The organism is Paenibacillus sp. PK3_47, from assembly GCF_023520895.1.
In the GTDB taxonomy this organism is placed as follows: Bacteria; Bacillota; Bacilli; order Paenibacillales; family Paenibacillaceae; genus Paenibacillus_AQ.
Genome location: NZ_CP026029.1, coordinates 5,912,679 through 5,932,828 on the forward strand (window position 1 = coordinate 5,912,679; position 20,150 = coordinate 5,932,828).

The window sequence follows — 20,150 nt, forward strand, 5'->3', positions numbered from 1 at the left end:
GAAGCATGAGCTACTCGTTAGAACAACTGCAGCAGGCATCGCGGCTGTTTTTTGACCTGCTCCGCAGAAAAGTGATTTCGCTCGACGACCCGGCTGCTGCAGAATGCCTGCAGGACACTGGAGCGTATGACGCCCTTCAGTATCTGGCTAAAGAAGGGGGCTGCCGGATTATGAACTCCGGTCACCGTCTGCACCTGCTGGTTAATCCGCTCGGTTCCGGATTTGCCACGAACTTCACCCAGCTGCGGAACAAATACTCGCGGATTGAACGCAAGACCCATTTACATATTATCAATGTCATTATTCTTGTATTTCTGGCCGAAATGGATCAGGATGAGCAGCACTTCAAGCCGGGCCAGGACAGCATGTCTTATCTGCAGATTGCAGATCAGGTGTCTTCGCTCTTTCAGGCCTGGATTGAAATGGATGAAGAAGGTGCCTTCAGCAAGCAATGGCGGCTGGATGTTCAGGCCATGCATAAAGTGTGGGCAAGTCTGTACATGCAGACCAAAAGCCAGGAAGAAGGCGACTCCCTGTCCCGGGGTTCGGGCTCACGGATCGGCTTGATTCATGAAGGCATGAAGCTGCTTGAGGAAGAACATCTCGTGTTCATTTCCGAGAACGAGAAACGTATTTTTCCGAGAGAAGAATTATATGAACGGATGCGGTACCTGTACCATGATGTTGACCGGTATAAGGAGCTAAGGGCATTAATTGGCCGCACCTTGAGTGATAAGGAGGGAGAAGCTCATGCCGCGCATTGAACGGATCCGGATTACCGGTCTCAAATATGAGAAAATGCTCAAAAAATACGACGATATGATCCTGGATCTCTGCAATGAGGAGGGTCCGGCGAACACGCTGATTACGCTGATGAACGGCGGCGGTAAAGGGGTACTGCTGCAGTCCATTTTCCAGCTGCTGCTGCCGAAGACGGCCTGGGGCAAAGACAACGAGAATCAGGTAGAGGCATTTTTTCATAACCATAAGAAGCAGCTGAAGCCTTACACCTTCCATGTGGCTATTGAATGGCGGCTGGACCATCCCGAACGCAATCAATACATGACGACAGGAATTGCTATGACAGCCCAGAGCTCGGCGGATCAGCTCGAAATCAAAGTGGATTATATGCTGTATACGCTGATGGATTATGAGGAGCATGCGGAGCTGACGCTTTCCACACTCCCGCTGTACAATCATGACGAGGACGGACCGGCCGGGTTCGAAACCATCCAGCAGTTTGTAAGGGAGCGCCGCAATGAGTTCATCTACTATGGAAGCAGCAGCTCGGATCTGAAGAGATACTACAGCTATCTTGCTGAACGGGACATCCACATCGGTGAGTGGCGGAACATGAAGAAGATCAATGGTGAAGAGGGCGGGATTAAAGGTTATTTTCAGAAAAATGATGCCTTCTCCAACCAGAATCTGTTCGAAAAGCTTATCATACCGGAGATCGGTGCCAGTTTAAGTGAAGGCCTGCGTGAAGAAGACGGCTCACTGCAAAAAATGTTCGTAGATGCGGCGACAATCGCCCAGAGGCTGCCGATGCTGGAACAAAGAGAGAAGGCTTTTGCCGAATTCACCGGACTTGCCGCACCGCTGCATGACTTAGTGAAGCAGGGGACAGAAGCCGACCAGCACCACCGGGAGACAGAGCTGACGGGACGACAGATTTATACGGTTATCCAGGAAGAGCTGAAGCGTGCCGAAGAAGAGCGCAGCAGGAAAGCGGACGAACTGGTCAAGCTTCATCAGGAAGCACGGGAGCTGCGTTTTGAGCAGGATAATCTGAGGTATCTCCTCAGCAAGGAAGAGCATGATTTGAAGCAGGATGAGTTCAAGGCTATCAGCGACAATCAGGGCAGAGCACGGCTGCGGTTGGATGAATCGAAGCTGAGAGAAAAGAGTCTGGAGGTGGCCCATTACCGGGCCAAACGCAGTCTGCTGCTGCGCGAAATGACACAGTGGCAGAAGGAGATCGAAGTCATTGAAGGCTCGCTGGAAATGAAGGAACGCCAGGAGGTTATTCAGGGTGCGAAGGCGGAGCTGCGCAATCATTGGGAGATAGTCCGCCGGTTGTGGCAGTCTCAGCTTCAGGAGTACTCGGAACGACAGCGGGCGGTCACAGCTGAAGAATCCGCACAGCGCAAGGAGAGGGAGAATAACCTGCTGGAGCTGGGCGGACTCGACAGCCGGATTCATGAGCTGACTGCTTCCATCCGGCGGTATACCGAAGATACAGGGGTGTTTGCAGCCAGGTACGGGCACGAGGCTGCCGGATTTCCGGCTGCAGCGCTGCAGCGGACGCTGATCGCCGCCAAAGACATTGCTGCAACCCTGCTGCAATTAAATGACCGGCGCTCTGCGGCAGGGGAGCAAAAACTGAATCTGCATAAATCCCATACGGAGTTTAGCGTTAAGCTAACAGCGCTGCAGGCCAGGACTGAAGAGGTAAGAGGTCTGCTTGAAAATCAGCGGAACCGGGAGTCGCAGCTGTGGTCACAGCTGGTGGTACTGCTGGAAATGTATGAAGAGCATCAGGCGTACGGTGCGGCAGGTTTATTTGAAGCCGGGACTGCTGTGCAGGAACGGTTCATCCGCAGAATAGACGAAGCCGAGCAGCAGGCCAAAAGGCTTAGAAGAGACTATTATCACCAGCTGATGGATGTGGAGCTGCAGCAGGAAGCTTATTGGGTGCCCAATGCGGATATACTGACGGTGAAGGACAAGCTGGACTCTTTGAAGATCAGTTCCATGACCGGCAGCTCCTATCTGAATGATCTGTCATTTGTGGCACGGGAAGAGGAGCTGGAACGCCATCCGCTTCTACCTTATAGTCTTATTGTGACAGCACGGGAAGCAGATAAGCTCAAGCCGGAGCTGCTGAAGGATATCATACTGAAGTCAGCCGTACCTGTATTTATCCGTGAATCAATGGCGGCAGCGGCTGAAGAGCCGTTCCTGCTGTTCGCAAACCAAGGTCAGCAGATGGTGCTGCAGCCGGAACAGTTCCAGGAGTGGAAACGCGGCATTGCAGCGGGACTGCAGGTGAAGGAAGAGGAGCTTCGCGAAGCAGAGGTGTATCTGTCCAGGCTCAAAAAGGTGCAGCAGGACTTTGAACATGTCCGCCAAAGCGAGCACAGCCTTACCCTGAATGACAGACTGGACGGGCTTGAACAGCAGCAGCAGTCGCTTGCGCAAAGCATTAGTGAGCTGAACGAAGAGATCCGTAAAAATGAAGATGCTGCTGCAGATATCTTAAGAGAGCTTGCGGATTGCGAGACCGAAAAGAAGGAGTTAAATGAACGGGAGCAGGCGCTGCGGCAGTGGGAAATGCGCACGAAGAAAAATGAGCAGGATTATAAGGACAAGCAAAGTGCCCTGGAGAACAAAAACCTCCTTGTCAAACAAATAGCTGCTGCGGACCAGCAGCTGGACCTGCTGAAGGCGGAGAGTGACAATATCGGCAAACAGCAGGTCAAATGGATTGGAGATACACGTTACTCCCTTTTCCCGAGAGTTCAGCACTGGTTTCCGGAAATTTCCTTTCCCGGCGAGCAATCCGCTGCTTCGGCGGAAGAGGACAGCGCAGAAACAGTTGATCATGATGCCCAGAATAAGCTGCTGGAGCTGCTTAGCACTGTAGAAAGCCTTCAGCAATCCCTGACCCAGAACGAACTGGAAATCCGTACACGGGCAGGGAATATCAAGCGGTCCGGCGAGCAGCTGGCTGAGCTTGAAGCAGCGGTAGTTCAGGTGGATCCGGAGTGGCAGAAGACGCCTGAGCCTGCCGACTCACCGGATCATATTATGGCAGCCCGGCTGCGCCAGAAGAATGAAACGGCCTATCTGGACGAGGATTACCAGCATATCCGCGATTCTTATATCCGTTGTCAGACCGAACTGACCAGTCTGCAGAAGGAATTGGCGAAGTCCGAAAAGGCGATCAAGGACAAGCATGAACGCGCCACCGAAATCTGGCATGAATCACTGGACCGCAAAGAGGAAGAGATCGGCCGGCGCTTCCGGGAGAATGAACATCTGCTGAATGTCTGCAAGCAGACCTTAACGGTTATGGATCATTGGCTGCAGACACTCGCTAATCAGAGCAAGATTATGGAGACGCATGTTGAAGGGCGCGTATTGCTCCGCGATATTCCTGAAGAAGTGCAGCTCTCTGTAAAAGAGGATTGTGAACCGCTGGTTGCCGGTTGGCTGGTGCGCAGCCGGGAATCCCGAAGTGAACGTAATGAAATTGCCCGTAAAGTGAAAGAGGAGAAAAATGCTCTAAGCGCCAAGCTGTCCAAAAGCGGCTGGAATGCCGAACTGGAAGCCAAAATTCAGGACCGGCTTAATACAGTACACTGGGATGACTTCTCTATTGCGATTCAGGTGCTGGATTCCATGCTGCAAAGCTCGCGCGACCAGATTGAGAGCATCCGGACAGACAAGGAAGGCATGGAGCTCTCGCGTACCCTGTGGGTTGGCCGGGCCGCCAAACGGGTAGTTCAGATTGTGGAGATTCTGAAACGCATGGAACGCCGGATGATCATCCATAATGAGAACGGCTATGCTTTTCCGCTGATCCGGATGAACTACAAGAATATCAGTGTCCCTAAGACGACGGATGATATTGAGCCGCTGATCGCCGACTATTTCAACCGCTGCATCAGTACCCTCCTGGAGAAATATACCAAGATCGAACAGGTTCCGGCTGCATCTATCCGGGAGATTATCAATGACGGCAAAATTGTATATGCATCCATGCAGAATCGTTTCCCTGTGCTGCAGGTGTACAAGCCGGTTACGGAGAATTATTTCCTGTATGCCGAACCGGAAGATTTTCACTACTCCGATTGGGAAGTTATCAACAGGGGCGCCCTTGATGAAGCGGTGGGCAGCGGCGGGCAGCGTCAATCCGTACAGCTGCTTGTAGCCATGATGATCATGACCCATAAGCGGGTTAACCGGGAGAATAAGGGCTGGACGGTGTTTTTGTACGATAATCCGTTCGGCGAAATGGTCTCCAACAACGTGCTGGATCCGGTATTTGAGATCTCCAAAGCCCTGAAGTTCCAGTGGCTGATTGTAACACCGCCAGAGCTGGTCAAGAACGATGTCAGCATCCGTTTCGGCGTGTACTGGCAGCTTTATTTTGGCGGAGATAAGGGAGAAATGCTGGAGTCCACGCTCATCAAAGGCGGGCGCAAGCTGATTCCGGCTTCATTGTTCTAGCAACCCCACTAACTAACTTACAAGAAAAGGCGGTAATTTAAGATGAAAAATCTGCAGTCCACAGTAGAATTGGCTAACGGCATTCAAATGCCATGGCTCGGGCTTGGCGTGTATAAGGTGGAAGAGGGCCAAGAGGTTATTGATTCTGTAAAAGCAGCGATCAAAGCTGGCTACAGAAGTATTGATACAGCAGCGCTTTATGCTAATGAGGAAGGCGTAGGACAGGCGATCCGGGAGTCGGGCGTAGCCCGCGGGGAGCTGTTCATTACAACGAAAGTCTGGAACGCTGACCAAGGTTATGAGTCTACGCTGGCGGCATTTGATAAGAGCATCAGCAAGCTGGGGCTGGAGTATGTTGACCTGTATCTGGTGCACTGGCCGGTAAAAGGCAAATACAAAGAAACCTGGAGAGCGCTTGAACACCTGTACGCTGAAGGCAAGGTCCGAGCGATTGGCGTATCTAATTTCCAAATTCATCATATCGAAGATTTGCTGACAGAAGCTAAAGTAACACCTATGGTCAACCAGGTCGAGCTGCATCCGCTGCTGAGTCAGCAGGAGCTTCGTGAGTACTGCCGCACACAGGGAATTCAGATTGAAGCATGGGCTCCGCTGGCCCAGGGCCGCCTGCTGGACAATGAAGTGCTTGGGGATATCGCTAAGTCCCATAACAAATCGATTGCCCAGGTGATCCTCCGCTGGGATCTGCAGAGCGGCATTGTGACCATACCGAAGTCCATTAAAGAACAGCGGATTATCGAGAACGGCGATGTGTTTGATTTTGAGCTGTCGGCCGAAGAGATGGCACGCATCGACGCCCTGAATGTGAATCAGCGGATCGGTGCCGATCCGGATAATTTCAACTTTTAAGATTGCTTAAAAGTCAGACACAGCAAGCAGTGATTTTCCCATTAGGGGGGAGTCACTGCTTTTTTTGTGACGTACGCCAGTGGGGGGAGCTAGCTCCCCTTGGAGTGGTCAAATGTATTTGGTTTTTCGAGTATAGTGTGTCACATTCCCGCCGGAGTGGCCAAATGTGCTCGGTTATTCGAGTAGAATGGGTCACATTCCCGCCGCAGTGGCCCAATGTACTCGGTTTTTCGAGTAGAATGGGTCACATTCCCGCCGCAGTGGTCCGATGTACTCGGTTTTTCGAGTATAGTGTGTCACATTCCCGCCGGAGTGGCCAAATGTGCTCGGTTATTCGAGTAGAATGGGTCACATTCCCGCCGCAGTGGTCCAATGTACTCGGTTTTTCGAGTATAATGTGTCACATTCCCATCACAGTGGCCCAATGTACTCGGTACTTCACATTCAATGAGCTTGTTTCCGCTGTAAGCGGGATTAAGCGAGTGCTGTTAACACAGACTCGTTACTTCCCCAGCACCCTGGTCATAATATAATCCGTCTGTTCCTCCTCGCCCATATGGAAGGAGTGGGTTCCTGTTTGCACAAAGCCCATTTTCTGATAAAAGGCAACTGCGTTCCCGTTCTTTTCCCACACTCCGAGCCATACTTTCTTTTTGTGCTGTTCCGCCGCTATTTCAACAGCTTTGTTGATCAGATATTTTCCCAGACCCTGCTGATGAAATTTATGCTTGATGTATATCCGCTCGACCTCGAGGGAATCAGCGCCCATTTTTTCCGTTTGGGCTTCATCAGTGTTGAGCTTCAGGTAACCGGCGATTTCCTCATTGGAATATACAAAATAAAATTGTGAACAGGGCTCCGACAGCTCTATGGCTAACTGCTCCCGGCTAAACGCTTTGTCCAGGTAAGCTTGCATCATTTCCGGGGAATTCTGATCTTTAAAAGTCTCCTTAAAAGTTTCGCTGCCCACTGCCTGAAGCAGGCTTATGTCATCCGGTGTGCACTTTTTTATCATAATATCCAATCTGCTTGCCTCCTTATTTATAGAACACGGTAACAGAATCGTACCCCAAAAATGTTGTAATTACAACAATAATCACTTCAGATAAAGATGACACATGGCAGAACTAATCTAATCAATGATGAATATCGTGGAATTTTAACAGCAAACTTACATAAACTATGAATATAGCAGCTATAACAGCAAGTGGAAGTAACCGATATAAAAGATAGGGATATTCAGAAGCAGGAGGTACATATGAAACGTAAAACAATATTAACAGCTTTGATATTCATGCTGCTGAGTGCGGTTATGCTGCCGTCATTCAGCGTGGCGAAGACCAGTGTGCCTGATCATACGGAGTCTTTTTATGTTAATGATTTTGCAGGGGTTATCGATCAGAAGACAGAGAATTACATGGTAAATTACGGGGTGAAGCTGCATCAGGCCAGCGGGGCACAGGTCGTTCTGGCTACTGTAGATTCCACCAAAGGCGTGTCAATGAAGGAATATGCCAATGCGCTTTTTAATACCTGGGGAGTAGGCTCAGCCGATAAAAATAATGGTGTACTGCTGCTGCTGTCGGTCAAAGACGACGATTACTGGGTGGTGCAGGGTAAGGGGCTGGTGAACACTTTAAGTGACGGACAGCTGTCGCAAATTTTGTCCCAGTATCTGGAGCCGGACTTTGCCCGCAAGGATTATAATTCAGGCGCACGGAAAACATACGGGGAGCTGATCCAGCGGCTCGGCGGAGTGTGGACGGAGCAAACTGCGAACAGTAAATATGTGGCTGACAACGCCGGAGTGTTCAAGCAGGTAACGAAGGATTATCTCAATCAGTCGAGTTACCGTTACAAATCAACCTCCGGTTCTGGAATTTACGTTGTTACCGTCAAGAATACCGGAGTTAAGAATCTGCAGGAATATGTGTACAGCAAATTTGCCTCAACAGGTGCCGGACCCAGGGATGTAGTGCTGGTGCTGGATATCGGCGGTGATAATTATCACGTGCTTCAGGGCAGAGATATCGACAAGACATTAACCAATGAGCTGATCAGCAGTATGCTCGACAAGGAACTGGAGCCGTATTTTGCCAAAAAAGAGTACGCAGCAGGCGCAACGGCAATGGCGAATGCCTTGTACGGATTTTTCCTGGCACGGGCGGATCATTATCAGCAGCCGGCGGCATCCGCTTCACAGCCTGCCGCAGCAGCAGCCGGAGCAGCTGCCGGAAGTGTTGAGAACACGGTGACCATCACAGAACGCGAACCGGTTTCAACTGGCAATGCTATTCTGATTTTTGCCTTGGTGATTGGCGGCATTCTTCTTATTAGTCTTGCTGTTGCCCGGCGCAACAGATACATCGTGCAATATGGAGTTCCGGTTAATCCTTACCATCAGCGTAACATCCGCAGGTACGGCACCTGGAACGGCCAGGCGGGTTACGGTTATGGCAGCAGGTGGTATAACAGGCGGCACCGCCGGCCTAGCCGGCCTTCCTCGGCTCACTCCAGCAGCTTCTGGAGCAGCAGCAATGAAGCCAGCGCAACGAACGAAGGGGGAGGCGGTTCTTCTTCGGGAGGCGGAGCGGGACGCTACTCGCGCGAAAGAGAAACCAACAGCGGCGGCGGCGGTTCGAGCAGCGGCGGCGGCAGCGGACGCTACAGCTATGACTCTGACGATTCCGATGACAGCGGCTACAGCTCCGGCAGTTCCGGTGACAGTGGAGGAGGCGGCAGTGCCAGCAGCGGCGGCGGTGTCGGCAGGCACGGCTGACATAATTTTTATAATAAGCAGCGGATCTCCTTAGGAGGGCCGCTGTTTTTCTTTTAACTGCGCTGTTAAGAGAATTAACAAACTGAAACTTTTAATTTCATATAATCATGTAAGATGGAAGGAGCTGGGCATTTGCCCATTCTATGATCAGGATTTACCAGGGAGGAAGTAAGCAAGTGAACTCTTCATCATTACCGAAACGCTCCACCGTCACTACAAAGAAACCGCCGGCCCGTAAACGCAAACGCAAGAAAAAGGGCTTTTTCCGCATGCTTTCAAGAGTCATTCTATTCTGTATGCTGCTGCTGCTCGCTGGCGGAGCATGGCTTTATCTCGCGCCTTCAGGCGCAAGCACCCGGTATTTAATCGCGGATACCCTGATCACTACCCAGCACCGGTATATGGCAAAATATATTATCGGCGAAGAGGAGCTGAAACACAGGGTAACCGAATATAATCAGCGTTTTGTGCAAATGGGAGACGAGAAGGATACGCATACCATTGAACAGCCGCCTGCTGCGGAAGCGGAAGCGGAAAAGCCGCTGGTCGAAATCGAAAAAGTTACCGGCAGCGGATACACCGGGTATGTGATGACGGTTAACGATCCGACGAAGGTCAGGCTGGGGGTTCCAAGCCGCATAGGTTCCGGTGAGAAAGTGTCCAGCATGGTAAAACGCACAGGGGCAATTGCCGGTGTCAACGGCGGGGGCTTTGCAGATCCCAACTGGAGCGGCAACGGCTTCAAGCCGATTGGCCTGGTCATTTCGCAGGGCAGACTCTATTATGACGGACTGGGAGGGAAAACCTCCACGCAGATCGTAGGGCTGGACAAGCAGGGTAAAATGTTAGCCGGCAACTATTCGCTGGAAGAGCTCGGTGAGCTCGGCGTCAAGGAGGCGGTATCTTTCCAGCCGCGGATTATAGTCAATGGCAAAGGACTGATCAAGAATGCTGCCGAAGGCTGGGGAATCGCACCAAGAACTGCGATGGGCCAGCGCGCAGACGGTGCACTGCTGTTCGTTGTGATCGACGGAAGGCAGCCCGGCTACAGTATCGGTGCGAATTTGTATGATGTGCAGCAGATTATGCTGAAGCATGGCGCGGTGATTGCAGCCAATCTGGACGGGGGATCGTCTACGGTGCTGGTGAAGGACAATGAAATCGTAAATCAGCCTTCCTCACAATACGGTGAGCGTTATCTGCCGACAGCTTTTCTGGTGTTTGAACATCCGGAAGAAGCTGACATACCGAACATCTGGGAAGGGCTGGACCCTTCACAAATCGACGCCGGCAAAAAGCGGCCGCAATAAAGGCTGCGGGCATTTTGAAGGAATAAGCATGGTACAGAAGTGGGGTTTATGCTACGATATTTCTGACAAGCATGAGGCACCAGGCCTTGAGTAGAGGGGGAACAGGATTGACATTGCAGCAGCTCCGCTACGCCATTGAGATTGCCAACAGCGGCTCGATGAATGAAGCGGCCAAAAGGCTTTTTGTATCCCAGCCGAGTCTCTCGAATGCGATCAAGGAGCTGGAGAACGAACTGGGGATTACCATATTTGAACGGACGAACCGGGGGATCAGCATTTCTGCCGAAGGGATGGAATTCCTGGGATATGCGCGCCAGATTATCGAGCAGACCGAGTTCATGGAGAACCGGTATACCGGCAAAAAACGCAGCCCGATCTACTTTTCCGTCTCCACCCAGCATTATGCGTTTGTCGTGGATGCTTTTGTAAGGCTGATGAAAGAGCGTAATGTGATGGAGTACAATTTCAGCCTGAGAGAAACGCAAACCTACGAGATTATCGAAGACGTGCGCACCCTGCGCAGCGATCTTGGAATCCTGTATATCAATGAGAGCAACTATAAAGTGATGAACAAGCTGTTCAGCGACGGCAATCTGAAATTCACTCCGCTTTTTAATACGAGCCCGCATGTGTATGTCAGGTCATCTCATCCGCTGGTTCACAAAGAGAGCATCACACAGGATGACATTCTGCCATACCCGTATATTACTTTTGAGCAAGGAGACAACAATTCGCTGCATTTCTCCGAGGAGATGTTAAGCTTCACCCAGATCGAGAAGAATATTAAAGTTACAGACCGTGCTACGCTGACCAACCTGCTGTTAGGCAGTGATTCTTATACAGTGGGAACGGGAATTATGGCTTCTGAGCTTAACGGGAACGGACTGGTTACCATCCCTTTTGACAGCAATGAAGTGTTCACTGTCGGCTGGATTGCCCACAAGGACCGCAGACCCAGCGACATCATGTCCGGCTTTATCGAAATTCTGAACGATCTGGTCTCGGATCATTATTTCGACTTCAATCAGTTCTTACTATAACAGCAGGAGGGACGTATGATCAGTCAAGTTACCGGCACCAAAAGAAACTCACCGCCTTTTCGCTACGACATCGTCGGCAGCTTCCTGCGCAGTGATGAGATCAAGGCCGCGCGCCTGTTATTTGAACAGAATGAGCTTCATGCAGATCAGCTGAATGAGATTGAGGATCAGGAAATTGCCAAGCTGCTGGAGCAGGAAAAAGCGCTTGGACTCCAAGCCGTTACCGACGGTGAGTTCCGCCGTTCCTGGTGGCATCTGGACTTTTTCCTTGGCATTGAAGGCACGCAGAAAATCACACTCAACCAGGGCAGCGGCTCCAAAGAACATGCACAGCGGGCGGAAAGCTTTAAGATCGTGGATAAAATCTCATTCGGAAATCATCCGATGGTCGGACAGTTCATCAAGCTGCAGCAGATGGCGGGGAATACAATGGCCAAGATGACTATTCCGTCGCCTTCGCTGTTCCATTTCGTGCAGGACTACAACGGTAATGAAATCTATCCGCAGCGGGAGCAGCTGTATGCCGATATTATCGCCGTATACCGTGCTGCAATACAGGCATTCTATGATGCAGGCTGCCGTTATCTGCAGCTGGACGATACCACCTGGGGAACCCTTTCCAGCGGTAAACACCGCGCGCATTTGCGCAGCAGAGGGGTGGACCCTGAGCAGCTGGCCGAGGATTATGTGCGGCTGATCAATGAAAGTATTGCCGGGCGTCCGGCGGATATGACCATCGGTCTGCATGTATGCCGCGGCAATTTCCGGTCTACCTGGTTCGCCGCAGGCGGGTATGAACCGGTGGCCGAGAAGCTGTTCGGGCATGCCGAGGTGGATGCTTTTTTCCTGGAGTATGATAACGAGCGTTCCGGTGACTTCGCACCACTGCGTTATATCCGCGACCAGTTTGTTGTCCTGGGGCTCGTAACCACCAAACATGGGGGACTTGAGAATAAAGAGCAGCTGAAAGCCCGGATCGCAGAAGCCGCCCAGTATGTAAATATTGAGCAGCTGTGCCTCAGTCCGCAATGCGGCTTTGCTTCTACCGAGGAAGGCAATATCCTGACGGAAGAGGAGCAGTGGGATAAGGTACGGCTGGTAATTGAAACGGCGAATGAGGTATGGGTGTAGCGTGGTAAAAGGGATGTTCCGGCAGACTGCAGTCAGCTGTCCGGAGCATCTCTTTTTTGATGAATCAGAAGGTATAGTTCAAAGAAAATAAAATATTTGACTGGAGGGCACATGATTAAGCTAAGTGGCAGGGAGCAATATAGTTAAAGGAAAGTAAAGAAATACAAGTGGTAAAATGTTATTAAAACAAAGGAGATATAGTATGGAAAATGTCAAAGAAATTCAATTATCTTTTTATCAAAATAAACACTTAGAGAGTTTAAGCAAATTTGAATTACCAGAATCGCAAGTAAGATTCACAGCACTACCAGAAGAGATATTAAATGTATCTGAAGGTCAATATAGAATCGTTATCCTCTCAGAAGACTTACCCGTGGGATTCTTCTTATTACATAATACTGAAAGAGTGAGAGAATATTCGAATAGCCCTAACGCGATGTTACTTACCGCATTATCGGTGGATCATAAACATCAAGGGAAAGGATATGCAAAAAAAGCAATGGTTGAGTTAAAAGAATTTATAACGATGAATTTTAAATATTGTGATGAAATTATCCTAGCAGTTAATCATAAAAACATTCCTGCTCAGAACTTATATAAAAATGTAGGTTTTATTGATACAGGTAGAAGAAAAGCTGGAGAAATTGGAGAGCAGTTCATTATGCAGTTGAAAATTCATTAATATTATTATGTCATTTGCTTCCTTCTCTTTAAAACCTACGGCTATTCAATGACCCCAGTCTAACAAAGTCTACTTGTTTACAGCCCGTTCATCAAAGCCTCTATTTGTTACATAGTTATCTATACTCCATACTCCGCGTTTGGCTTTCCGCGCTTTGTCAGCGATGTTCTTGAACTCTTTTTCAAACTTGATATCCGGCGGAAACACTGCGACACGGGCCAGGCCCTCCTCCAGCAGCAATTCATTGACCATATGATCACCAATATAGGCATAGGCTAAAAGCCGGCCATACTGGTCGCGTTCAGACACATCGAATTCAAGGCGGACAGTTTGGCCCTTAAGTAGATCAGCCGTGTAATCGCGCGCTTCCAGCGCAAAAGGCTCGGGATGATCCCCGATTTCGGGAGTATCAATAAGTAAAAGGCGTACTTTTTCTGTTTTGCCATCCTTGCCTTTGATTTTGAAAGTATCCCCGTCGGTGACTGAGGTCACTTCGGCTTCTATAGAAGACCCGTTTAATACATAAGTATCCAATACATAAGTATCCAAAACTTCAGTGTAAGAGGATTCTTTTTCATTGGCCCGGTCAAATAATGGAATGTCAGGATCGGCAAAAATAAGGACAGCCGCACAAACAATCGCTGCAGCCACAGAAGACAGGGTGATGCGCTTACGGTTTCTTTTTGACATATGATGAATAACTCCTTTTGTATAAATGATAACGAGGTGCGGGCTAAACTTGAGTTCGGATAGGGCTCTTATGGCATTTTCTACAGCAAGTTGCTGTGGTATGGAAAATAGTCCAAGGCAGCGTCTATAGTGCAGATCAAGTTAAGTGGAAATTCTCCAGCTAATTCTCTGGCAAATACCGATATTACAATATTAGTTGGAAAGACTCCACTAGACATGCGGCAAAGCTAACATGAAAATTTATTTGAAATAGTTAGCTAATTATGGATAAAAAAGATGAGTTTACTCTGGTGAAAAAAGAAAAAAAGCCCTAATGTAGAGAGAGTAGGCAGGTTACCCACATCTCTCCACAAAAGGAGCTCAACCATGGGTAACATATCGCAAAATTCAGTTTTACGCAAGTACTTACAGCATTTAATGTTAAATTCTTTTCGTTGTCCGTTCGCAGATCATTATGCTAAAAAACTTACCGTCGGAGCCGCGATTACACTTTTTGTAGAAGCTCAGTTGCAGCAAAGGCGTACTCTCTCCGACATTGTGCTCAATTTGGAAACGAATGCGGAGCTTCAGGACATTACCGGACTCACGACCATTCACGAATCGACCTTGAACCGTAAGCTTGACACCATCCCTCTCGCTTATCTCGAGTGGTTGTTTGCCGAACTCGTTCAGGAGTTAAAAATGCGAAAAGCGAAAGCTAAGGGCATCAAGCACCTTGGAACGTTGGCACCTGTCGATTCAACCAGCCTTTCGCTACCCAAAATACTCGGCGACTGGGCGTTTTATCAAAACAAGACCAAGGGTGTCAAAATCCATACACGGCTGCTTTCGCTGGAAGCCGGGTGCCATTTTCCGGATGAGATTGTCCTTTCCACCATCGGTGTGTCGGATCAACAAGCGGTCAAATATCTCGTTGTCCCCGGAGAAATCACCTACATTTTCGACCGTGGCTACGTGCATTACGGAAACTTCAGAGAATGGTCGGAAGGAACGGTGCTGTTTGTTGCCCGGATCCGTGCAAAAACAAAGTACACCGTGCTGACCGAACATCCCGTTTCGGGTAGCAGCCATATGACTCGGGACGCTTACGTTGAGATTTTGGATAAAAATTCGGGCCAAACGTTTTGTGTCCGCCTTGTACAATTCCAAGATAAGCATGGAAAAATCTACGAGGTCATCACCAATCGCCAGGATCTTTCAGCCAAAGACATTAGTGAAATTTATCGCTGCCGCTGGCAAATTGAGCTGTTTTTTAAATGGATTAAGCAGCATCTGGCCACCGTAACTTTCCACAATCATCACCCGCATGCAGTGTGGGTCCAATGTTATATTGGAATCATTACGGCGTTGCTATGTCAGCTCATCCATTTAGAAGTACAGCCTACCCTAAGTGTGTGGAGCATGCTGCGAAAGATGAGATACTACGCCATGAAAGACTGGGATGTATTTGTTGAAGCGCTGAATCGCGAACCGACCCGTCGTTCTAAAGGGCGGCAAAAGATTCCTAGGCCCGCAGAAACTCCAGTACAAACGAAAGAAAAACGAGCGACGGTAAAAATAATTCTGGAATAACCAATAACATATACCTTTATTTGGTAACTAAACCTACGACTTAAGGAGCCACTGTTCTTTTTTCGTTGAGTCCACAAAGCTTACTGTAAAATTATTACTTTCGGTTTGGTTTAGCTCCCATGTAAGTTTGTATGCATGTCTAGTGGAAAGACTCCACTTAAATATATTGAATTAGTCTTAAAATGCCTTTATCCGCACAATTAGCTGGAGAATTTCCAACTAAAGATCATTAATAATGAAAAAGAACAGAATTAGGTGGAGGAAATCCAACTAAGCCTAGTAGCATTCACACTTAAGCAGAATTTGCCGCCCCCATATCATTTCAGAGTAACGTTGCTAAGTCAGTCTGCCTATGAAAAAGCTGCAGCTCCAAGGTCAATCAGTCTAGCTTAACAGAAAAGTCGGAAGATAGACACATCACCAGTGACTTACATAAAGCTTCAAACGAATTTCAGGTGGAAAGAAAGTACCTTGGATGTTTTAAAATACTTTTTTTAAGCTCTAAACCTGCCGTATGCCCACTCCCCGGCTTCTCCTGCCCTTTACGGGATCGTTGGACAAGAGGTATAATGGAAAGCGACTGTTTATAATAAATGTTGGAAAGCGAGCGGAACAATATGGGTCGTAAGTGGAATAATATTAAGGAAAAGAAAGCATCCAAGGATGCTAACACTAGTAAGGTATACGCCAAATTCGGGGTAGAGATTTATGTAGCAGCCAAAAAAGGCGAGCCGGATCCGGAATCGAACCGTGCACTGAAGGTCGTTCTGGAACGCGCCAAAACTTATAATGTACCAAAGGCAATTATCGACCGTGCGCTCGAAAAAGCAAAAGGCAGCGGTGACGAAAATTACGTGGAACTCCGTTACGAAGGCTTTGGTCCAAGCGGATCGATGATTATCATCGACGCGCTGACCAATAACGTGAACCGTACAGCTCCGCTGGTGCGTTCCGCATTCAGTAAGAACGGCGGTAACATGGGCGTGAGCGGTTCAGTAACGTATATGTTTGACCAGACAGCGGTCATCGGCCTTGAAGGCAAGTCTGCTGACGAAGTCATGGAGCTGCTGATTGAAGCCGATCTGGATGTGCGCGATGTTCTGGAAGAGGAAGAAGCGGTGATTGTCTATGCCGAGCCTGACCAGTTCCATGCCGTTCAAGAAGTGCTGCGCGGTGCAGGCGTTACTGATTTCACAGTAGCCGAGCTTACCATGCTGCCTCAGAACTATGTAAGCCTTCCGGAAGATGCCGAAGCGCAGTTCGAGAAGCTGATTGATGCTTTGGAAGAGCTGGATGATGTACAGCAGGTATACCACAACGTGGAATAGTTTTAGCGAGGACGGGCATACAGCAGAACAGCTGCGGTGTCCGTCTTTTTTTTGCAGGGAATAAACTGGAGCTGCTGCTGCCACAATAAAATGAAGTGATTTCCAAACCCGAAGGAGGCAGCAGCATGGAGCATAACAGCAAACCGGATAAGAACCTGATCAACACCGTAGAAGACCTGGCGCATACCCCTGTAACCAGCCAGCAGGCTCAACAGATGGAGCAGAAGAAGCTGGATGTCCGTAAGGAAGCGCTAAGCGACGACAAGACAACCTACAAGAAAAACGAACAAAACATCTATAAGTAAGTTCAGGCAAATGGCAAAACGAAAAAAAGTGGCAGAGGGATCTGTCACTTTTTTGCCGTATCAGAACTGGATATCTGGGATATTTTGTGTGCCATAATCGTTCTGGTTATGCTATACTTAATTTATACATAAGAACATGTGTTCCCTTTCAACAGCTGGGGTGGAGGAGGAATTGCTATGAGTGACTTAAGTCTAATTAGTGTTGCCCATATATTTATGATTAGAGAGGGTCAGATTCTACTGTTGAGGCGCTGCAATACCGGACATGAAGATGGACGTTACGGGCTGCCCGCAGGCCGCCTGGAGAGAGGAGAAAAAGTCCATTCCGCCGCGGCCCGCGAGGCTGCAGAAGAATGCGGGATCTCCATAGCACCGGAGGATTTGCAGATGATCAGTGTAATGCATATTAACACTTCATACGGGGAACGCGTGGATTTCTTTTTTGCAGCCCATGAATGGAATGGGGAGGTCCGCAATTGCGAGCCTGACAAATGTGATGACCTGCGCTGGTTTCCACTGGGTCAGCTGCCTGTGAATCTGATTCCGTTTATCAGGCAGGCGCTGGATAATTATCTGGAAGGCGTATGGTTCTCTGAATTTGGATATGAATAACTGAATAATGGTATGGTGCAGACCGCCAAAATTGTGTATGCTGGAGTGTGTTTGAAAAACTCTGAAATACATAGCAGGAGGATTTGCACGACATGGAATTTGGAAGTCCGGGTATGATTGCAATTTTAGTGATTTGCGGCTTTTTGGCCGGTTTGATTGACTCTGTGGTAGGAGGCGGGGGACTGATCGGGATTCCGGCGCTGCTGGCAGCGGGTATTCCGGTTCATCTGCTGCTTGGAAGCAACAAGCTGGCCGGAACGTTATGCTCTTTTACCAGCACGGCCTCCTTCATGAAGTCAGGCAAAATTGATTTTTCACTCGTTAAGGTGCTGATTCCTTTTTCTATTATAGGTGCGGTGTCAGGGACGCTTACAGTGCGCCAGGTGCCTTCGGAGTTTCTGAAGCCGCTGGTGATTGTAATGCTCGTAGTCATAACCATATATACGTTGTTCAAAAAAGCCTGGGGCGATGTGTCCACCTTTAAAGGCAGCACTGCCAAAACCCGGCTGATCGGTGTTGCTGTTGCTTTTGGGATCGGATTCTATGACGGATTCTTTGGTCCGGGGACAGGATCATTTCTTATTTTTGCCTTTCTGATGATGGGCTTTGAGTTCGTTACTGCTGCAGGTAATGCCAAGGTGCTTAATTTTGCCAGTAACATCTCCAGTCTGATTACATTTATTGCTTTGGGGTCCGTCAGTTATTCCTACGGTCTGATTATGGGCATTCCGATGATTATCGGTGCTGTTGTCGGCTCCAGAATCGCGATCCGCAAAGGGGCCAGCTACATCCGCCCGCTGTTCATTACAGTGACGGTAATCTTGATCGGCAAGCAAATCTGGGATACGATGCATTCATAACAAAAGGGCGGGGAGGATGACATGGATATCCGGTTAGCACCCAAGGAAGAGGTCTGGCAGTTACGTCATGAAGTGATGTGGCCGGATCGTGAACTGGATTATGTGAAACTTAAAGATGACGACAAGGCAATACATTATGGGCTATATGAAGAAGACTGGCTGGTGTCTGTAGTTTCACTGTTTATAGACGGCCGGGAGGCCCAGTTCCGTAAATTTGCTACAGCCGCAGCTGAGCAGGGGAAGGGTTATGGCACACTTTTGCTGAATTACATGCTGGGCGAAGCTGAGCGTTCAGGTGTACATAGAGTAATCTGTAATGCGCGCAGCCATAAGGCTGCTTTTTATCAAAAATTCGGGCTCATAGTAACAGACAGGACTTTCACCAAAGGCGGCAAGGAATACATTGTTATGGAACGCTTCTTTGGCAGCAGGATAGAGAGAGCAGGAGAGGAAAGGAATGAATCATGACTAACAAATTGTATTATGAATCAGCATTTATACAGGAATGGGAGACCGTGATTAGCGGCACTGCCCAAAAGGAAGACGGATTATATCTGGTCCTTGCGGACACCGCTTTTTATCCGCATGGCGGCGGACAACCCTGTGACACTGGTTATATTAACGGTATTGCTGTACTCGATGTCATCCTTGAGGAGGATACAGTGCTGCACAAAGTGGAGCGGATGCCTGAAAGCACTTCGGTCAGCTGTGTCATCGACTGGGATCGAAGGTTCGATCATATGCAGCAGCACAGCGGCCAGCATCTGTTATCAGCGGTGTTCCTTAAGCAGCTTCAGGCGGTGACCTTGAGCTTTCATCTGGGCAGCGATTATGCGACGGTCGACATTGACCTGCCGGAGCTGCCCCAGGCTCAAATGGCAGAGATTGAACAGGAGGTTAACCGCCAGATTTACATGAACCGGAGCATCACCAGTTATTTTGTAGATGAAGAGGAACTGGCCAAGCTTACACTGGTGAAGCAGCCAAAAGTGACCGAGAACATCCGGATTGTGGAAATTGAAGGTGTGGAGCATAACGCCTGCGGCGGCACACATGTCTCTTCTACAGGGGCCATCGGGATGATTAAGCTGCTGCGGGCTGAGAAACAAAAAGGCAACATCCGGGTTACCTTCAAATGCGGATACCGGGCTTTACAGGAATTTAATGACGGTATGAAGATTTTGGGGGCGCTGTCTGCCAAGTATAATACGGGCAAAGAAGAGATTATGGACCGGATTGAGAAATGGGAGCAGGAGCAGAAGCTGGTGCAGGCTGAACTGACCGCTCTCAAGGAGCAGAATGATCAATATGCTGCCCATGAGCTTTTATCATCCCGGGAACCGGACAGCCCTGTAATCGCCCATATCTATGAGGACAAAACGCTTAAGGATTTGCAGAATCTTGCCGGCAAACTGACTGCACTCAGCGAACTGCCTGTCCTGCTGCTGTCGGCAGCCGAGAACAAAATTGTCCTGGCCCGGAGCGGCAGTACCGGATTCTCCTGCGGTGCCTTCTTTAAGGCAAACTTAACGGAGTATCAGGGAAAAGGCGGCGGCAGCGACAAGCTGGCCCAGGCGGGATTTGCGTTACGGGAGCAGGCATTGGATTTTTATGAATTCGCCAAAAGCCAACTTTTAACTTACTAAACATCATTTCTCCATAAGTGTGATCCCTTGTTCCATGTTCATTTATGCGGGAAATGTTTATAATGAATAGAGGCTGTAAGCGTATTC

At 49.0% G+C, this 20,150-nt stretch carries 17 protein-coding genes; 15 read left to right on the forward strand and 2 right to left on the reverse strand.

From position 1 onward, the window contains the following. The first annotated feature begins 5 nt into the window (after window positions 1–5). From C2I18_RS25815 to C2I18_RS25825, 3 genes are read left to right on the forward strand one after another with little or no spacing between them, the layout of a single operon-like run. Window positions 6–764, forward strand: a complete 759-nt coding sequence (locus C2I18_RS25815; protein WP_249898569.1) for a DUF6063 family protein — start codon at window positions 6–8, stop codon at window positions 762–764. Continuing rightward, window positions 751–5,238 (forward strand): coiled-coil domain-containing protein, encoded by a 4,488-nt coding sequence (locus tag C2I18_RS25820; RefSeq protein ID WP_249898570.1) that lies wholly within the window; start codon window positions 751–753, stop codon window positions 5,236–5,238. Before C2I18_RS25815 ends, C2I18_RS25820 begins: the two co-directional genes overlap by 14 nt. 42 nt (window positions 5,239–5,280) lie before the next feature. Next, a complete protein-coding gene (locus tag C2I18_RS25825; protein WP_249898571.1) occupies window positions 5,281–6,108 on the forward strand; it encodes an aldo/keto reductase in 828 nt (275 codons plus the stop codon). 502 nt (window positions 6,109–6,610) lie between these two features. Here C2I18_RS25825 and paiA read toward each other — a convergent pair. After that, window positions 6,611–7,132, reverse strand: coding sequence for a spermidine/spermine N(1)-acetyltransferase (paiA, locus tag C2I18_RS25830; protein ID WP_249898572.1), 522 nt, complete (start codon window positions 7,130–7,132; stop codon window positions 6,611–6,613). Between the two features lie 234 nt (window positions 7,133–7,366). Here paiA and C2I18_RS25835 point away from each other — a divergent pair, with 234 nt between their 5' ends. The 5 genes from C2I18_RS25835 to C2I18_RS25855 all read left to right on the forward strand — a co-directional run bounded on the left by C2I18_RS25835 (window position 7,367) and on the right by C2I18_RS25855 (window position 13,050). Next, the gene (locus C2I18_RS25835; protein WP_249898573.1) at window positions 7,367–8,887 is read left to right on the forward strand and encodes a TPM domain-containing protein; all 1,521 of its coding nucleotides are present in this window, start codon (window positions 7,367–7,369) and stop codon (window positions 8,885–8,887) included. A 176-nt stretch (window positions 8,888–9,063) separates the two neighbouring features. Beyond that, window positions 9,064–10,197 carry a phosphodiester glycosidase family protein gene (locus C2I18_RS25840; RefSeq protein WP_481857841.1) on the forward strand — a complete coding sequence of 378 codons (1,134 nt, stop codon included), beginning with the start codon at window positions 9,064–9,066 and terminating at the stop codon, window positions 10,195–10,197. A 107-nt stretch (window positions 10,198–10,304) separates the two neighbouring features. Then, window positions 10,305–11,237: a LysR family transcriptional regulator gene (locus tag C2I18_RS25845; RefSeq protein ID WP_249898574.1), complete on the forward strand. Its 933-nt coding sequence runs from the start codon at window positions 10,305–10,307 to the stop codon at window positions 11,235–11,237. Window positions 11,238–11,252: 15 nt separating this feature from the next. Next, window positions 11,253–12,368 carry a 5-methyltetrahydropteroyltriglutamate--homocysteine S-methyltransferase gene (locus tag C2I18_RS25850; protein ID WP_249898575.1) on the forward strand — a complete coding sequence of 372 codons (1,116 nt, stop codon included), beginning with the start codon at window positions 11,253–11,255 and terminating at the stop codon, window positions 12,366–12,368. A 202-nt stretch (window positions 12,369–12,570) separates the two neighbouring features. Further along, window positions 12,571–13,050, forward strand: coding sequence for a GNAT family N-acetyltransferase (locus tag C2I18_RS25855; RefSeq protein ID WP_249898576.1), 480 nt, complete (start codon window positions 12,571–12,573; stop codon window positions 13,048–13,050). Window positions 13,051–13,119: 69 nt separating this feature from the next. Here C2I18_RS25855 and C2I18_RS25860 read toward each other — a convergent pair whose 3' ends face one another. After that, complete coding sequence (locus tag C2I18_RS25860; RefSeq protein ID WP_249898577.1) at window positions 13,120–13,740, reverse strand: thermonuclease family protein; 621 nt, start codon at window positions 13,738–13,740, stop codon at window positions 13,120–13,122. Between the two features lie 366 nt (window positions 13,741–14,106). Here C2I18_RS25860 and C2I18_RS25865 point away from each other — a divergent pair, with 366 nt between their 5' ends. The 7 genes from C2I18_RS25865 to C2I18_RS25895 all read left to right on the forward strand — a co-directional run bounded on the left by C2I18_RS25865 (window position 14,107) and on the right by C2I18_RS25895 (window position 20,063). Beyond that, window positions 14,107–15,312 (forward strand): IS4 family transposase, encoded by a 1,206-nt coding sequence (locus tag C2I18_RS25865; protein ID WP_249898578.1) that lies wholly within the window; start codon window positions 14,107–14,109, stop codon window positions 15,310–15,312. 617 nt (window positions 15,313–15,929) lie between these two features. After that, complete coding sequence (locus tag C2I18_RS25870) at window positions 15,930–16,640, forward strand: YebC/PmpR family DNA-binding transcriptional regulator (protein ID WP_249902245.1); 711 nt, start codon at window positions 15,930–15,932, stop codon at window positions 16,638–16,640. A 125-nt stretch (window positions 16,641–16,765) separates the two neighbouring features. Continuing rightward, entirely contained in the window at window positions 16,766–16,945 is a 180-nt protein-coding gene (locus tag C2I18_RS25875; protein ID WP_249898579.1) for a hypothetical protein, read from the forward strand. Between the two features lie 177 nt (window positions 16,946–17,122). Further along, complete coding sequence (locus C2I18_RS25880) at window positions 17,123–17,557, forward strand: NUDIX hydrolase (protein ID WP_249898580.1); 435 nt, start codon at window positions 17,123–17,125, stop codon at window positions 17,555–17,557. Between the two features lie 92 nt (window positions 17,558–17,649). Then, the gene (locus C2I18_RS25885; RefSeq protein ID WP_249898581.1) at window positions 17,650–18,417 is read left to right on the forward strand and encodes a TSUP family transporter; all 768 of its coding nucleotides are present in this window, start codon (window positions 17,650–17,652) and stop codon (window positions 18,415–18,417) included. 21 nt (window positions 18,418–18,438) lie between these two features. Further along, window positions 18,439–18,885 (forward strand): GNAT family N-acetyltransferase, encoded by a 447-nt coding sequence (locus tag C2I18_RS25890; protein ID WP_249898582.1) that lies wholly within the window; start codon window positions 18,439–18,441, stop codon window positions 18,883–18,885. Next, on the forward strand, window positions 18,882–20,063 hold the full coding sequence (locus tag C2I18_RS25895; RefSeq protein ID WP_249898583.1) for an alanyl-tRNA editing protein: 1,182 nt from the start codon (window positions 18,882–18,884) through the stop codon (window positions 20,061–20,063). Before C2I18_RS25890 ends, C2I18_RS25895 begins: the two co-directional genes overlap by 4 nt. Window positions 20,064–20,150 lie beyond the last annotated feature (87 nt).

Excerpts from the sequence above, each read along its gene's own strand:
- C2I18_RS25875 (WP_249898579.1), top strand. The coding sequence starts at position 16,766 with ATGGAGCATAACAGCAAACCGGATAAGAACCTGATCAACACCGTAGAA.
- C2I18_RS25825 (WP_249898571.1), top strand. The coding sequence starts at position 5,281 with ATGAAAAATCTGCAGTCCACAGTAGAATTGGCTAACGGCATTCAAATG.
- C2I18_RS25855 (WP_249898576.1), top strand. The coding sequence starts at position 12,571 with ATGGAAAATGTCAAAGAAATTCAATTATCTTTTTATCAAAATAAACAC.
- C2I18_RS25860 (WP_249898577.1), bottom strand. The coding sequence starts at position 13,740 with ATGTCAAAAAGAAACCGTAAGCGCATCACCCTGTCTTCTGTGGCTGCA.
- C2I18_RS25835 (WP_249898573.1), top strand. The coding sequence starts at position 7,367 with ATGAAACGTAAAACAATATTAACAGCTTTGATATTCATGCTGCTGAGT.
- C2I18_RS25815 (WP_249898569.1), top strand. The coding sequence starts at position 6 with ATGAGCTACTCGTTAGAACAACTGCAGCAGGCATCGCGGCTGTTTTTT.
- C2I18_RS25820 (WP_249898570.1), top strand. The coding sequence starts at position 751 with ATGCCGCGCATTGAACGGATCCGGATTACCGGTCTCAAATATGAGAAA.
- C2I18_RS25870 (WP_249902245.1), top strand. The coding sequence starts at position 15,930 with ATGGGTCGTAAGTGGAATAATATTAAGGAAAAGAAAGCATCCAAGGAT.
- C2I18_RS25880 (WP_249898580.1), top strand. The coding sequence starts at position 17,123 with ATGAGTGACTTAAGTCTAATTAGTGTTGCCCATATATTTATGATTAGA.
- C2I18_RS25895 (WP_249898583.1), top strand. The coding sequence starts at position 18,882 with ATGACTAACAAATTGTATTATGAATCAGCATTTATACAGGAATGGGAG.
- C2I18_RS25885 (WP_249898581.1), top strand. The coding sequence starts at position 17,650 with ATGGAATTTGGAAGTCCGGGTATGATTGCAATTTTAGTGATTTGCGGC.
- C2I18_RS25890 (WP_249898582.1), top strand. The coding sequence starts at position 18,439 with ATGGATATCCGGTTAGCACCCAAGGAAGAGGTCTGGCAGTTACGTCAT.
- C2I18_RS25850 (WP_249898575.1), top strand. The coding sequence starts at position 11,253 with ATGATCAGTCAAGTTACCGGCACCAAAAGAAACTCACCGCCTTTTCGC.
- C2I18_RS25865 (WP_249898578.1), top strand. The coding sequence starts at position 14,107 with ATGGGTAACATATCGCAAAATTCAGTTTTACGCAAGTACTTACAGCAT.